Annotated in this window: 12 protein-coding genes; 2 read left to right on the forward strand and 10 right to left on the reverse strand. The window is 42.3% G+C overall.

The window, feature by feature from the left end; translation table 11 throughout:
* From ACKI5B_RS08770 to ACKI5B_RS08800, 7 genes are all read right to left on the reverse strand, one after another.
* Positions 1-554, reverse strand: a 554-nt coding sequence (locus ACKI5B_RS08770) for a cytidylate kinase-like family protein (protein WP_407427847.1), incomplete at its 3' end; no start/stop codon positions are given.
* A 3-nt stretch (positions 555-557) separates the two neighbouring features.
* Positions 558-884, reverse strand: coding sequence for a PG0541 family transporter-associated protein (locus tag ACKI5B_RS08775; protein WP_407427849.1), 327 nt, complete (start codon positions 882-884; stop codon positions 558-560).
* Positions 871-4,176: an efflux RND transporter permease subunit gene (locus ACKI5B_RS08780; protein WP_407427851.1), complete on the reverse strand. Its 3,306-nt coding sequence runs from the start codon at positions 4,174-4,176 to the stop codon at positions 871-873. The genes ACKI5B_RS08775 and ACKI5B_RS08780 overlap by 14 nt, the downstream gene beginning before the upstream one ends.
* Positions 4,177-4,185: 9 nt before the next feature.
* Entirely contained in the window at positions 4,186-5,106 is a 921-nt protein-coding gene (locus ACKI5B_RS08785; RefSeq protein WP_407427853.1) for an efflux RND transporter periplasmic adaptor subunit, read from the reverse strand.
* Positions 5,107-5,137: 31 nt separating this feature from the next.
* A complete protein-coding gene (locus ACKI5B_RS08790) occupies positions 5,138-6,592 on the reverse strand; it encodes a TolC family protein (protein ID WP_407427855.1) in 1,455 nt (484 codons plus the stop codon).
* 37 nt (positions 6,593-6,629) lie between these two features.
* On the reverse strand, positions 6,630-7,871 hold the full coding sequence (locus tag ACKI5B_RS08795) for a TetR/AcrR family transcriptional regulator (protein ID WP_407427857.1): 1,242 nt from the start codon (positions 7,869-7,871) through the stop codon (positions 6,630-6,632).
* Positions 7,872-7,924: 53 nt separating this feature from the next.
* Complete coding sequence (locus ACKI5B_RS08800; RefSeq protein WP_407427859.1) at positions 7,925-8,542, reverse strand: tetratricopeptide repeat protein; 618 nt, start codon at positions 8,540-8,542, stop codon at positions 7,925-7,927.
* Positions 8,543-8,645: 103 nt separating this feature from the next.
* Here ACKI5B_RS08800 and ACKI5B_RS08805 point away from each other — a divergent pair, with 103 nt between their 5' ends.
* Positions 8,646-10,730 (forward strand): glutamine synthetase III family protein, encoded by a 2,085-nt coding sequence (locus tag ACKI5B_RS08805; protein ID WP_407427861.1) that lies wholly within the window; start codon positions 8,646-8,648, stop codon positions 10,728-10,730.
* 65 nt (positions 10,731-10,795) lie between these two features.
* Here the strand turns inward: ACKI5B_RS08805 and ACKI5B_RS08810 are convergent, their stop codons facing one another.
* The gene (locus tag ACKI5B_RS08810; RefSeq protein ID WP_407427863.1) at positions 10,796-12,157 is read right to left on the reverse strand and encodes a PFL family protein; all 1,362 of its coding nucleotides are present in this window, start codon (positions 12,155-12,157) and stop codon (positions 10,796-10,798) included.
* 112 nt (positions 12,158-12,269) lie between these two features.
* Between ACKI5B_RS08810 and ACKI5B_RS08815 the strand changes: the two genes are divergently transcribed.
* The gene (locus tag ACKI5B_RS08815) at positions 12,270-12,746 is read left to right on the forward strand and encodes an NUDIX hydrolase (RefSeq protein ID WP_407427865.1); all 477 of its coding nucleotides are present in this window, start codon (positions 12,270-12,272) and stop codon (positions 12,744-12,746) included.
* A gap of 13 nt (positions 12,747-12,759) precedes the next feature.
* Here the strand turns inward: ACKI5B_RS08815 and ACKI5B_RS08820 are convergent, their stop codons facing one another.
* The gene (locus ACKI5B_RS08820; protein ID WP_407427867.1) at positions 12,760-14,385 is read right to left on the reverse strand and encodes a bifunctional anthranilate synthase component II/anthranilate phosphoribosyltransferase; all 1,626 of its coding nucleotides are present in this window, start codon (positions 14,383-14,385) and stop codon (positions 12,760-12,762) included.
* Positions 14,382-15,863: a chorismate-binding protein gene (locus ACKI5B_RS08825; RefSeq protein WP_407427869.1), complete on the reverse strand. Its 1,482-nt coding sequence runs from the start codon at positions 15,861-15,863 to the stop codon at positions 14,382-14,384. The genes ACKI5B_RS08820 and ACKI5B_RS08825 overlap by 4 nt, the downstream gene beginning before the upstream one ends.
* Positions 15,864-16,075: the final 212 nt, after the last annotated feature.

Below are 16,075 nucleotides of genomic sequence, written 5' to 3' on the forward strand. Positions count from 1 at the left end.
CACAGAACGACATGGCTACGATCCGACTTTACCATATCAGGCGGAATGATTCCCGTGTTGAGCGTTGCATAAATGAGCGAGTTGTCATTCAAATCGTAATGAAAGCAGCTTTTGTAAAAAGCAGCCTGTCTTTTATCTGAATCATCAAGCAGTTTTTGTGCAGCTTTGTCGTTTACAGCTCCTGTAAGTTCTTTTATATGAGCAAGGCGTGCCTGTTGTGTTGAAACAAAGCGCAGCGGAATATGACCCGGAACATCGCGTAAAAACAGGAAAGCACCACGCCCCATAATTACACAATTTCCTTCCAGCGCGATTTCCAAAATCACCGCGCTCAAATAATTGAGATATCTGTCACGGTTTTTGGTAAATCTGTCCAGAATTTTTGGCTTACGCTCATCAAATTTTACAAATTGTTCTTTGGGAAGACCTTTTGCTATAATCCGCTTTTCAATTTCCTTTTTATCGTAAAAAGTGTAACCGAGCCTGCGTGCAATTAACATTCCTACTTCATCACCAAAAGAACCAGACTGCCTGGTAAGTGTAAGTATTGCCATGCGCTACACCTCCGTAGATTCACTTATAAAGCAGGCAATTCCTTCGCCCATGTACTGTTCACGAAGCTTTTCAACGATTGCAATGATTTTTGCACAGTCTTCTTCGCTGCAGTAAATTATGTACATCATGTTGAGCTGGGGCCAGATTGCATCACCAAGGCGCGGATTTGAAAAACCTGCACCCATTACATTTGCAAGTTTGGTATATTTTGCACCGACTCCCTGCTCTTTGAATTCTGCAATAAAGTCTTCTTCAACAGCCTGCGAGAAAATGATTTCAACGCGTTTCTGCACACCGGCATGAATTTTAATGTTTTCAAGATAACCCATTTTTGAACTCCTCCAGATTTTTTGCGGCTTTTGCAGCTTTTGCTTCAAGCTGAGCACGGCGTTTTTCGTCTTTCTGGCGCTGCTTTTCCTGCATTTTTGCCATTTTTTCATCATTGAGGTCAATTTTGCCTTCTTTGATGAGCTGTTTTCTGCGTTTTTTCTCAGCCTTCTTTAAGCGTCTGTTGTTGAAGATAAAGTAAATTGTAGGCATGATGAACAAAGTCATCAAAGAACCGAATGTCATACCGCCAAAGACTGTAAGCGAAATAGGCTGCATTGACTGAGAACCTTCGCCCGGGAAGAATGCCATTGGAGCGAGCGAAATTACCGTTGTTAAAGTTGACATGAGAATCGGGCGGAGACGGTTCCGTGCTGCTTCAACACAGGCTTCTTCAAGACCCATTCCGCGTTTACGAAGAAGGTTTGTGTAGTCAACAAGAACGATACCATTGTTAACGATTGTACCGACAAGAACGAGCATACCCATAATTGTAACGACATTGAGCTGTGTGCCTGTAATTCCGTAAATCATTATTACACCGATGAACGAAAGCGGAATTGTAAGAAGAACGATGAACGGGTCAAGAAGGGATTCGAACTGACTTGCCATTACAACGAATACGAGGAAGGCTGCCATAATGATAATCATACCGAAGTTCATGACAGCTTCGAGCATATCTTCCATTGAACCGCCGAGTGATACAGTAACGGCATCGTCTTTAGGAATATTATCTGCAATAAGTTTTTTTACGCCGTCCTGACATACGCCGAGTGACATTCCGTCAACACGGTTTGCAGTTACGTGAACGATTCGGGCCTGATTTTCGCGGTAAATTGTTACCGGGGCTGTTGTTTCTTCATAGTGGGCAAAGCTTGAAAGCGGAATGCGCTGTCCGCTTGAGTTTACTACAGAAATTGAATCCAGATCATCGAGGCGTTTTTTATCTGCTTCAGAAAGACGTACGATTACATCGATATCTTTACCCTTTTCTGTATAACGGCTCGCTGTAGTACCGTTGATTGCGCCGTTGATTTCAGCACCGACTGAGTAAATATTGAGACCGAATTCGTACATTTTGTCGCGGTCAACACGGATTGTAGCTTCAGGCAAACCGTCTTCCTGGTCAGAAGTTACTTCCTGGACATAATCTCCGCCCTTTTCTTTGAGCATTTTTTCGACCATTGCAGCGTATTCACGTACGAGAGTAAGATCGTCTGATTTTACAGTTACGTTGATATCGCTTGAAGAAGAGGCGCTGTTTGCGTTTGCTGCGAATGCCAGATCAACACCAGGGAAATCGTTAAAATGTTTACGAAGTTTTGCTTTTGCTGATTTTTCGTTATCGTAGCCGGCTTTTCGTTCTGAAGGCGGATAGAGCGTAAATGTTACGCGGCCTGAGTTTGTTTCTGCACCCGAAGAGAACATGCTTGTACCGCCGACTGTCATTGTTACGTATTTAACGCCAGTCAGTTCCTGATTTGCAATATTTTCAAATTCATGCATTGTGTCATCAGTTATATCAAGTTTTGTACCCTGCGGAAGAGTAAAATCAACTGAAACTGTGTTTGAAGCTGATGCCGGCATGAAGATAAAGCCGATGATTTTAATTGAAGCACAGGAAATAATGAAAAGAGCGACAAGAGAGAGAAGTGCGGCTTTTCTGTGATGAAGAACAAAAGCAACGCCTTTTGCATATTTTTCGTCGAGTTTTGCAAAGAAATTGTTGAAAGCTCCGTTGATGGCAAAAGTAAATTCTGAAAGTTTTCCTTCACCTTTTTTAGTTGTATCAACTTTGTCGATTTTCAGGTATTTTGAAGTCAAAACCGGAACAAGGCACATTGCAACGAGCAGAGAACAGGTGAGCGAGAAAATGATTGTCCATGCAAGGTCGTTGAACATCTGACCCATGATACCAAGTGTTTTTTTGAACATAAGCATCGGGGCAAAGATACAGACTGAAGTAAGTGTAGAGCCTGTAATTGAAGCAACCATTTCCTGAGAACCAAGAATTGAAGCAACCCGTGGTTTTGCATCGCGCTGTCGGTAAGCATAAATATTTTCAAGGACAACGATTGAGTTATCGACAAGCATACCGATACCAAGCAGAAGACCTGCCAGAGAAATCATGTTCAAGGTTAAGCCCTGGAAGTACATGAGCATGAGCGTGATAAAGACTGAAATCGGAATTGAAAGACCTACAATAATTGTTGATTTAAGGGAGCGGAGAAAGATAATCAGAACGAGAATTGCAAGAAGTGCACCCTGAACAACTGAATTTACGACTTCATTAATTGTCTGCTCGATAATATCAGTTGTGTTTGAAGTTTCTACCAGTTCAACATCGCTTGGAAGTTCAGCCTTGATTGAAGGAATTGTTTTCCGGATATTTTTGGCTGCTGTAACTGAGTTCTTACCTGACTGCTTTTGAATTGAAAGAACTACACAAGGTTCTCCGTCAAGATAAGCCAGTGTTGATTCGCGTTTGTAACCGTCGTAAACATCTGCAACATCCCGAAGACGGATTGTGCGTACTTTTCCTTCGGCTGTCGGTTTGTATGAGATTACGGTATTTTTTAAATCATCGATAGACTGATATTTACCGCTGGTTTTAATGGTGTAGTTTGTTTCACCGGATGTAATTGTACCGCCTGATGACTGAATATTCTGGGCACCAATAAGCTGGGCAACTGTTGAAATTGAAAGTCCGTATGCTTCAAGACGGTCGCGCGGAATATCAACATTGATTGAACGTTCGCGGCCACCGGAAACACGGGCCGAAGCAACACCGTCAAGCTGTTCAAGACGCGGCTGAACTACATCTTCTGCATAAGTTCGAAGTTCCTCTGGTGTTCGGCTTCCCCTCAATGAAAGCGACATAATCGGCATCATTGAAGGATCCATTTTGATTGTGATTGGAGAAGAAGCATCATCCGGCAGGTAACTTCGGACAAGATCGATTTTATCGCGGATTTCATTTGCAGCCGCATCAAGATTTACGCCGTAGTTCAATTCAAGAATAATCAGACTTACGCCTGACATTGAGCGCGACTGCATTTTTTTGAGGCCGGAAAGTCCGGAAAGGGAACTTTCCATTGTTCGGGTTAAACTCTGTTCAACTTCTTCAGGACCTGCTCCAGAATAATTTGTGTACACAATCATGTACGGCAAATCCATATCCGGATACATATCAACCGGAAGCTTAAAAACACAATATATACCGAGCAGAACTGACATCAAAAAGATAAGGAATGTCGTTGTCGGTTTATTTACACATCTTTCAGAAATTGTCATGAACTTCTCCTAGTTTGACGAAACAACATTTACTTTTGAGCCGTCGTTCAAAAGTGTCTGACCTTTAATTATGACTTCTTCGCCAGCTTCAAGACCTTTTGTAATTTCTACTTTGTTGTCTACAGAAATACCTTTTGTAACCGGCTTAAGTCCTACAACTGCAGCATCTTTTCCTGATTTTGGTGTTGTGATGACAAAGACATAATCTTTACCGTCGCGTGTAATGATTGCAGAGTTTGGAAGAACGATTGCATTTTTTACACTTTCTGTTACAAGGCGGACTCTTCCGTACATACCTACTTTTACACGGTTGTCAGGCGGATTGAGGCGGAGTTTTACATTCATTGTGCGCGTTGAAGTGTCGAGAACCGGGCTTACTTCAAATACTTTTGCACCGAAAACAACGCTTGGATATGCATCAAAAGTGACGGTTGCATTCTGACCGTTTGAAATGCGGCTTACAAAGCGTTCAGCTATTGCAATTCTGATTTCAAGCTCGTCTGTGCGGGCAACTTTTGCTACTGATGAAGACTGTGAAACAGTTGAACCGACTGTAACTGGAAGAGAAGTGATTCTGCCTGAAATCGGAGCACGGACAGGGCTGTCGTTATAGACAACGCCTGCACGCAGGGGATTTACATAAGCTATAGTATCGCCCTGTTTAACCATATCACCGACTTTAACAAGAATATTTGTGATTTTTCCGCCCTGATCCGGCAGAACCATTACTTCGTTTACAGAAGCAACATCTCCTCCGAATTCGAGATAATCGTCGAGATTTCCGGCAACAGTTTTGTATGTAGAAACAGCATACAGCGTTTCAACCTCTTTGTTTTCTTCGGCTTTAACGGATTTATTCCTGCAGCTCATAAATGTGAGGGCTGCTGCCATTGAAGCTACAGTAATTACTGATTTTACAGTTTGTTTCATATTTTCCTCCAAATTATTTCAAGAATATGTTTTATTTTGTAAGTGTTGTGTGTAATGTCGTTTCAAGATCCATGAGTGCTGAAATGTAAGACATTTTTTTGCTCAGAAGACCAAGCTTAGTCTGATTGAGAGAATTTTCTGCATCGCGCAGGTCAAGAAGTTCCATAGTTCCGTTGCGGTACTGCCGGGCAGACATGTCGTAATTTTCCTGTGCAACTTCAAGTGTTCTGTTCATAGAATCAATCTGTTCCTTTGCCTGATTGAGAGTATCAACGGCTGTTCTGACCTGAATCTTTTGATTTTCCTGCACTGTTTCCATAGTAAGTTCAAGCTTAGCAATGTTTGCCTTTAAATCTGCTGCTTTCTGTCTGTTTGAACTGAATGGAAGCATATTTGTAAGATTCCATGCAAGTGTTGCTGAAAAACTTCCTGAATCATACCATTTGTCGTCGTTTCCAATATCACCTGTAAAACTGAATGCTTTTCCCATATAAACAGGCTGCCATGAATAATTGAGTGAAAGGGCAGGTGTGTAGCTTGAAAGATTGAGGGCAGAAAGCTGCATTTTGAGTGCCTTGATATTCATTTGAAGCGACTGTATGTCCAGACTTGCATTTTTGTATTTTTCAAGCAGTTCGTCTGCATTTGCTTCTATATAGACAGGCTCGATGGAACCTTCAAGTTCAATATCAGTTCCGACAGGAAGCCCAATTAAAAAGGCAAAGGTGTCAATCTGCTGTCTGAATGAGCGTTCTGCATCTTCAACGTTTGGCTTTGAGTTTTCATAATTGACCTGTGCCTGAAGCATCTGAATTTTTGGAATTGAGCCGTTGCTGAAATTTGTGTTTGCCTGATTATACCGCTGACGTGCATTTTCCAAAGTTGTTTTTTGAATTTTTAAATTTTCCTGTTGAATCAAAAGACCGTAAAACAGCTTTTTAATGCTTACAACCGTTTCATTGCTGCTCTGTTCCCAGGAGATTTTACCAACTTCATAATTTGCCTTTGCTGCACGAATCTGCTGAATGTATGCAAGTGAAAGATTGAGTCCTACTGAAACTCCTCCAATGACAGACCAGCGGTCTTCTTCATTCTGATAGTCAGTCGGGCTGTTTAATAATTTTGTACCTGCAGCCTGAAGAACAGGATCTGAGGAAGCACTAAAAATACCGCCAAAAGCTTTTGAAGTTGCATAGTTTGAAGGTGAATATTCTGTAGCACGGCTCATTGTGCCTGTTGCCTGAATATTCGGCATAAATACATTCCATGAATATTTTGAAGCACGTGCTTTGATTTCAAGATCAATGTCATTGCTTTTGAGAGTACGGCTGTTTTTGAGGGCGTATTTTACCGCTTCATCAAGATTAAGTTTTGTGACTGCGGATTTAGCCTCATTTTCTTCATTATTTGTTGATTTTGTATCCTGTGCGAATGTTAAATTCATAGCCGCACAGCCAATCAAAATCAAAGTTGCGATTTTTTTCATATAACCTCCAGATTACCCGCTATTGCGGGCGTGTTTTTCATTTAATTCCAAAAAGGATGTAATCTATTATCTGCATGAAACATTCCATGCTTTGTTCCTGTGTAAATTTTTTGCCTTTTGATTCAACAAAGAATGCAATCGGCAGGCATTTTATCCAGTCCGTGATAACCTCTACCGGACATGGAAACTCAAGACCTTTAACCCTGATAGTTCTTGGAAGCCGCTTTTCCCATGGACTGTTTCCGCAGCCTTCGTTTTTTTCTGCATCTTTTGCGGCCTTTTCAAAATCATCTGCGCTTCCCATCAAAAGCCAGCCGCAGATTGGGATAATTGAAGGGCGGTGATTAAAGTATTCAATTTCGGAAGCGATTAAAATATAAACATATTCTGTAAAATTTTTTGCTTCAGCGCTGTTTTCGATGATAATTGTCTGAAGAAGCTGAAGCTCACGGTTAATCAGTGTTTTTACCATCTGATTTTTATTGTCGAAATATTCATAAAGGCTTGATTTTGCCATATTAAGTTCTTCTGCAATTCTTTCGACTGTTACACCAGGAAATTTATATTTTTCGATAACGGAAGCAAGTGCCGTAAAAATTTTGTTTTCTTTTGGAAAGATTTCTGGAGAAATTTTACACAGTTGAAGAAGTTCGTTTTTCCGCTGTTCAGAAAGCTTTTCAATTAAAAAATCAGGATTTTCTGGTCCGAGTTTTGCAATGCCTTCAATCATAAGCTCAACAATCTGAAGTGCAAAATTTTCAGGTACTTTCTGAACCAGTCCCATTTTTATGAATTTTTCCTGAACTTTTACAAAATAAAAAATTGTCATGCCGCTGAAAACATGTTTTGCAAATTCAGTCACATTCGTTGAAATTGTCTGTGTTCTTAGAAAAACCGGTACATTGCGGGATTGTAATTCATTAAAAACTTTTTCTTCATAATTTTGAACAGATGACATCTGTGCTATGAAATAATTGATGTAATTTGGATTTTGAAGAAAGTAGTGTATAAGATTTGCAAGAGGAATTTTGGATGAAGCTGCATCGGATGCATTAATTTTTGAAAGATATTCTGCTAAATCGTCAAAAAGCCTCTTTTCCATTGCAGAAAGAACTTCTTCCTTTCCCTTAAAGTGACGGTAAATTGCAGGCTTAGTGATACCAACGCGTTCTGCCAGTTCATTCATGGAGAACATGTTATAGCGGGGTTCTTCAAGAAAGGAGAATGCCGCATCGAGAATTAATTCTTTTGTTGGTTTTGAATATTTTTCGTTTGTCATTGATAGTTACCGAACATCCGGTAACTAGAATATACCGAACATTCGGTAACAAGTCAATGAATTTCTTTTGCACGTTCTTTGAATTCGTCAAGATTTTCGCATTTCAGCTCTTCTGCGATATTAAACTCACTTTCTGATTTTTCATTTTCGCCGGAAGCTGCATAAGCTATGGCCAGATTCGCATGAATTACTGCAATTTTCGGTTCCAGTTCCGAAGCTTTTTTCAGATTTTCAACTGCTTCTGCATATTTTTTCTGACCAAGATACATTGAGCCAAGGCTTGCATAGGCTTCACCTTTCTGAGGATTTAATTCAACTGCCTTACGGTAAGCTTCTTCTGCCTCGGTGTCACGCTGTAAAAGATGGTATGTCATTCCAAGTGAAACCAGATTTCTGTATTCCGGCCTCAGTTCGCAGCTTTTTTTCTGGTAAACAACAGCATTTTCTAAATCTTCCTGCTGAAGATAAATACTTGCAATCATATTACAGATTAATTCCTGAGAATAATTTGATTCTTCGCCGGCAGCTTCATTAAAAAGAGAAAGGGCTTCTTCATAATTCTGATTCTGATAAGCTCTCATTGCTCTTTGAATGGTTAAATCACCCGGCTTTGAGCATGAAATTAAAAAAAATACGATAAAAACTGGTAAAATTTTAAAAAAAATCTTCATAAGTTAATTCCTTTTTTTAAGATATTACCATAAACATGTAGTGTAAAACTAGCGACTAAAATTAAGATATATGATAGTATACTGTCTCAAATAGGAGCAAAAAATGTCCGTACCTGAGATTTTTGGAAGCATGGTTTTTAACGATGATGTGATGAGGGCCCGTCTGCCGAAAGACACTTACAAATCACTGCGCAAAACGATTCAGCAGGGCTCACCGCTTGAGCTTGATGTTGCAAATGTCGTTGCAAATGCAATGAAAGACTGGGCAATCGAAAAGGGGGCAACCCACTTCACTCACTGGTTTCAGCCGCTCACAGGCGTTACTGCCGAAAAGCACGATTCTTTCATCTCTCCGAACGGTTCGGGCGTTATCATGGAATTTTCGGGCAAGGAGCTTGTAAAAGGCGAAGTTGACGGCTCTTCTTTCCCTTCAGGCGGCTTACGCGACACTTACGAAGCACGCGGCTACACTGCATGGGATCCTACAAGCTATGCTTTCATTAAAGACGGCTCACTTTACATTCCGACCGCATTCTGTTCTTACACAGGTGAATCTCTCGACAAAAAAACTCCGCTCCTGCGTTCAATGCAGGCTCTCAATACTCAGGCACTTCGAATCCTGCGTCTTTTTGGAAATACATCTGCAAAGCGCGTAATTACAACTGTTGGTCCTGAGCAGGAATATTTTTTAATCGACAAAAAACTCTGGGAACAGCGCAAAGATTTAATCTTTACAGGCCGCACGCTTTTTGGTTCAATGCCTCCGAAAGGTCAGGAAATGGACGACCACTACTACGGCTCAATCAAACCGCGAATCGCTGAATTTATGGCAGACTTGGACAACGAGCTTTGGAAGCTCGGCATTTTGAGCAAGACAAAGCACAACGAAGTTGCTCCTGCCCAGCACGAAATGGCTCCGATTTTTACAACCACAAACCTGAGCGCCGACCAGAATCAGCTCACAATGCAGCTGATGAAACAGGTTGCCTTGAAGCACGGGCTATATTGCTTGCTTGCCGAAAAGCCTTTTGCGGGCGTAAACGGTTCGGGAAAGCACAATAACTGGTCAATGAGTACCGATGACGGCTTTAACCTTCTTGAACCGGGCGAAACTCCGCGCGAAAACGCACAGTTCCTTCTCATGCTCACGGCAGTCATTCAGGCGGTCGACAAGCATCAGGATTTGCTCCGTGACAGCGTAGCTAGCGCCGGAAACGATCACCGCTTGGGAGCAAATGAGGCACCACCGGCAATAATTTCAATGTTCATCGGGGATGAATTGCAGGCTGTTTTGGACTCAATCGAAACCGGCTCTCCTTACAGTCAGAAAACTCACGAAAAAATGCAGATTGGAGTTTCTGTCCTTCCGGCAATCCCGAAGGACACTACCGACCGTAACCGCACAAGCCCGTTTGCATTTACAGGAAACAAATTTGAATTCCGCTCGCTTGGTTCTTCTCTTTCAATTTCAGGTCCGAACGTTGTTCTGAACACAATTGTTGCAGAAACTCTCGACGAATTTGCAACAAGACTCGAAAATTCAACTGATTTGAATACTGATTTGCAGAATCTTATCAAAGAAAAAATCGTTGAACACAAAAAAATCATCTTCAACGGTAACGGCTACGATGATGAATGGGTTAAAGAAGCTGAAAAACGCGGTCTTTTGAACCTTAAAACCTTGCCTGATGCAATGGAACGCTATCTTGATTCACAGAATATCGAAATGTTCAGCAAGTACGGCGTTTACACCGAAACCGAAATGAAGAGCCACCATGAAGTTAAGCTCGAAAAATACTCAAAAGTGCTCAATATCGAAGTAAACACTATGCTCGACATGATTTACAAAGATATTCTTCCTGCAAGCTATGCTTACATGAGTGATGTTGCAGAAAGTGCTTCCCGTGTAGCTTCGGTTGTTCCGGGCGTAAAATGCACTGCCCAGTCAAATGTCCTCAAAAAAATCAGCGCACTGGCAGACAAACTTGATTCTGAAACACAAAAGCTTTCAAAAATACACGACGAAGCAGAAAAAATCGCAGATATTCCTCAGCAGGCACGTTTCTATGTGGATAAAGTAATTCCGCAGATGGAAGCTACCCGTGCAGTCGCAGACGAAATCGAGCCGGTTTTAGGCGAAAAATACAAGCCGTATCCTTCATATTCGGACTTGTTATTTAGGGTATAAAACAAAAAAAGGCTGTTTCTGAAGTTTCAGAACAGCCTTTTTTTATCGTCACGACATGGATGTCGTTAGTTTCTAAAACTATGAATCGGTGCAGGAATTCTTCCGCCACGGTTAATAAAGTCTGCGCAGCTGAACCTGCTTACAGGCATGACAGGGCAGCCGCCCAAAAGACCGCCGAATTCAATCCAGTCACCGGCTTTTTTGCCCGGAGCCGGAATTAATCGTACGGCGGTTGTTTTGTTGTTTACCATACCGATTGCAAATTCGTCTGCCATAATGCCGGAAATAGTTGTTGCAGGAGTGTCGCCCGGAATTGCAATCATATCTAAGCCTACTGAGCAGACAGTTGTCATTGCTTCAAGTTTTTCAAGGCAGATAGAACCCTGTTTTACTGCGTTAATCATGCCTTCATCTTCTGAAACAGGAATAAATGCACCTGAAAGACCGCCTACGCTTGTTGAAGCCATAACACCGCCTTTTTTAACCATGTCGGTAAGCATTGCAAGGGCAGCCGTAGTTCCAGGGCATCCTGCTCCTTCAAGACCGATTTCTTCGAGAATGCGGGCAACAGAATCGCCTACAGCCGGTGTCGGTGCAAGAGAAAGGTCGAGAATACCAAAATCAACTCCAAGACGGCTTGCAGCTTCGGCTCCTACAAGCTGACCCAAACGGGTGATTTTGAACGCCATTTTTTTGATTCCTTCTGCAAGCTCATTTATAGGCTTTCCTTTGTAGTCGCGTGCAGCAGCTAAAATAACACCGGGACCACTTACACCGACATTGATAACACAGTCAGCCTCTCCCGGTCCGTGGAAAGCACCTGCCATGAAAGGGTTGTCTTCAGGAGCATTGCAGAACACTACGAGTTTTGAACAGCCGTTAATTTCACAGTGAGCGCTTGCTTCACTTGTTTTTTTGATTGTTTCGCCCATAAGTTTTACGGCATCCATATTGATTCCGCTTTTTGTACTTCCGACATTTACGCTTGAGCATACAAAATCAGTGGTTGCGAGTGCTTCCGGAATTGAATCGATTAAAATGCGGTCTGCCGGAGTAATTCCTTTCTGGACAAGGGCAGAAAATCCGCCGATAAAGTTGATTCCAAGCTCTTTTGCACAGCGGTCGAGGGTTTTGCAGTATTCAACATAAGATTTTGCCCCGCTGGCTCCTGCAACAAGTGCAATCGGAGTAACAGAAACGCGTTTGTTGATAATCGGAACGCCAAGCTCTTTTTCGATATCCTGTCCAACTTTGACGAGATTTCCCGCCTTTTTCATAATTTTGTCGTAAATTTTTTGATTGGCTTTTTTTGAATCTGAATCAGCACAATCTAAAAGAGAAATTCCCATTGTGATACAGCGCACATCAAGTTTGTGGCGCATAAACATATTTACAGTTTCCTGAATTTCAACCGGTGTAAAGAGCATAGTATTCTCCTGCAGTAACAGTATTGCCAGGGTAAAATCTGAAGCAATCTGCTACATCATACAGAAAAAAAGCGTAATGTTCAAATATGCCTTTTTTTATTAAAATACTTATATGAAATCACAGTTAACCACACTTTGTTATATCGAAAAAAATGACTGCTACCTTATGCTTCACAGAATCACTAAAAAAAATGATATTAATCATGATAAATGGATTGGTGTCGGCGGTCATTTTGAAGAAAAGGAAAGTCCTGAAGACTGTCTTTTACGCGAAGTCAAGGAAGAAACAGGCCTTACACTTGATAATTACAGATTCCGGGGCATTGTTACCTTTATTTCTGATGATGAAAAAGCCGAATACATGCATTTATTTACAGCCGATAAATTTCATGGTGAAATTATTGATTGTGATGAAGGTAAATTAGAATGGTATCCAATAAATAAAATCGACGCACTTGAACTCTGGGAAGGGGATAAAATATTTTTTAAACTTCTCAGAGAAAATGCGCCGTTTTTTTCGCTTAAACTTGTTTATCAGAAAGGAAAGTTAATCGAAAGCGTATTAAATGGAATCCCGCAAAAGTTTTAATCTGCAAGGCTGTTTAAGATGCCAGCTCCCCGCTCACTTTCTGAATTTCTTCAAGTTTTGCCAGTGTTTTTCCGGAATCAATCGCTTCGAGAGCCATTGCGTAGCCGTCTTTGAGCGTTCGGGCTTTTCCGCAAAGATACAAAACTGCTCCCGCATTCAGGCCCACGGCGTACCGGATTGTTTTTCTTCCCTTTCCGTTCAAGACTTCCATTGCAAGAGCCGCATTGTCCGCACCGTTTCCGCCGTAAAGCTCCTTTTCGTCAGCGTCAGTGATTCCGAAATTTTTCGGGTCAATCGAATACTGATTCTGGTTTCCTTTTTCGTCAATCTGATAGACATTTGTGATTGCGCATGGAGAAATTTCATCGTAGCCGTCTTCAGAATTGACAACCATGACCCGCTTTGCTCCGAGCGATTTTGCCGCATGAGCGTAATCTTTTAAAAGTTCCTTTGAATAAACGCCCAAGACTTCATATTCGGCGTTCGCAGGATTTAAAAGAGGCCCCAACACATTGAAAACGGTTTTGATTCCAAGTGCCTTTCTGATTGGAGCGGCAAAACGCATTGCGGCGTGGTAAACCGGAGCCATCAAAAAGCCGAAGCCCGTTTTTCTGATAAGCTCAGCCGTTTTTTCAGGAGCTGCCATAATGTTGATTCCAAGGTTCTCAAAAAAGTCAGCTGCACCCGATTTTGAAGAGACCGCACGGTTTCCGTGCTTTGCCATCGCTTGTCCGCAGCTTGAAGCTGTAAGTGCCGAAAGAGAAGATATATTGAAACTTCCCTTTCCGTCACCGCCAGTTCCGACGATTTCCGCAAGACCTAAGGAGCTTGCTCCGACTTTTTCCAAAGGGAATGCCGTCTTCTTTTTGAGCATTGCGCTTGCCGCACCTGCCATTTCATCGGCTGTAGGAAGCCCGCGGGCAGCCATTGCGGTAAGAACAGCCGAAGCGATTTTTTCGTCCATTTCGCCTTCCGCAAGCTCGCCGATGAAAGATTCCGCCTGTTCACGGCTCAAAGGCTTTTTTTCGTCAATCAGCTGCTTTAAAAGTGCTGCGTAAGATGTGTTCTCTCGCTTGTAGTTCAAAAATGCTTTGAAAAGCTCGTCGCCCTTTTCGCTTGCGATTGATTCCGGGTGAAACTGAACGCCTTCGATTACAAGCGATTTGTGGCGGACTCCCATGATGTCTCCGTCCTGAGCGCGGGCTGTCACTTCAAATTCTTGTGAGAGCGTGTTTTCGTCGATTACGAGCGAGTGATAGCGCGTGAAATTGCATTTTGCACCCACATTTCGGAATATTCCTTTGCCGTCAGTCTTAATTTCTTCGACGATTCCGTGGCGGATATACTTTGCGCTAATAATTTTTGCACCAAAGGCCGCACCAATTGCCTGATGGCCAAGGCAGATTCCCAAAACCGGAACTTTTCCTGCAAAATGGCGGATTACCTCGATTGAAATACCAGCTTCTTCCGGTGTTCCAGGACCAGGTCCTACAACGATGTGGCTGGGGTTTGCCTCTTCTATTTCTGCGACAGAGGCTTCTTCTGAGCGGAAAACACACACTTTCTGTCCGGAAACACGCTCTAAATTCTGTACGATGTTGAATGTAAAACTGTCTTTGTTATCGATAAATGCAATCATTTTTTTCCTCCTTCAAAAACGCTTCTTAACGCACCGAGCTTTTCATTCGTCTCTTCCCATTCACGGCCGGCATTGCTGTCGTAAACGATGCCGCCGCCTGCCTGTAAGCTCCAGACTTTTCCCTGCTTTAAGGCACAGCGGATTGCAATACAGAAATCCAAATCGCCGTTTGACTGAATGTATCCTACCGCTCCTGCATAAAAACGCCGTTTTGTTTTTTCAAGGCGGCTTAAAATCTGAATTGCACTGATTTTAGGCGCTCCTGAGACAGTTCCGGCAGGGAAGGCCGCGCGCAGAACCTGAATTGCCTTATAAAGCGGATTCACTTTTCCCTGAACATCAGAAACGATGTGCATTACATGGCTGAAAAGTTCCACATCCATAAAACGGTTCACTTCAACGCTTCCGTTCGTGCAGACTCTGCCCAAATCGTTGCGTGCCAGATCTACAAGCATTAAATGCTCAGCCTTTTCTTTTGCATCTGAAAGAAGATTCTGCTTAAGTTCTTCATCTTCGCTGCTGTTTTTACCACGCCGGCGGGTGCCTGCAATCGGTCGGATAGAAGCGATTCCTTCGCGCACGCGCACAAGGCTTTCAGGTGATGAACCAATCAGCTGCCGCTCTCCAAAATCAATGTAGAAAAGGTACGGACTCGGGTTCACAGCCCTCAGACGGCGGTAAATTTCTAAGGCAGAGTTTTCACATTCAAGCTGCAGCCGGCGGCTTGGAACTGCCTGCAAAAGATTTCCTGCGATTATTTCCTTTTTGATTGCTTCAACTTTTTCCTTATATTCACGCTCGCTCTGTTCAAGATTTGTGATTGTCTTAACTTCGCACGGCTCTTCAGGGGCTGAAAGATAAGAAAAATCCATGTCGTTCAGGCGTTTTTTTAAGTTTGAAACAGCTTTTTCAAGGTCAATCTGATGTTCATTGTAATTAAGGGCAAAAATATGAAGTCTTTCAGTAAAATGGTCAAAAACAACGTAAATATGACCAGCAACAAACTCGCTTTCAGGAATGTGAAGCTCATCTGTCTGAGGGGCAAGTGTAATCGTGTCGCATCGGGCACAGAATTCGTAACTTAAATAGCCAAGACCGCTTGAAGGAACAGGTATTGTATTCGCACTTTCTTTGCCTTCTTCATCACGAACGACAGTCAAATCATTCTGAGCGGCAACATATAAAAGTGCGTCCAGAATATCCGGAGTGTGAAGAACTCGGCTTCCCGGAGCAATTGTTTCTCCGGTAGTATTTTTTTCTTTGTAAGGAAGACGCCGCCCGTCAATCAAAAAGGCAACACCTTCATCGTCCTGCACAATGTGAAATGCCGGCTCCAAAAGAAGGATTGAATAACGCTCCTTTCCTCGTGCAAAACTTGCGCTTTCTAAAATTGCCGAAGCCCCGATTTTTCGTGCAAGAGAAAGCGGCGTGTATCTGTCGCATGGCAGTGAAAAGTAAATCGAATCAGTCCGTGTCATATATCTGCTCCTATGTTTCTGTTTATAGAAACAGTTTATAACAGATGTCTGTTTCTGTCAATAGAAACAAGTATCTTTTATAATTTTTCTTTCCAAAAAAATCATAGATTTTTTGAGACTCGCTAAAAACGCTCCTTGAGCGTTTTTCCGGCTGCGCCGTCGCTCCCTATGTTTATAGAAACATTGTTAATTTTTTAGGGAATTGAGATGTA

The sequence above is a fragment of the Treponema sp. genome (genome assembly GCF_045657965.1).
Lineage (GTDB): Bacteria > Spirochaetota > Spirochaetia > Treponematales > Treponemataceae > Treponema_D.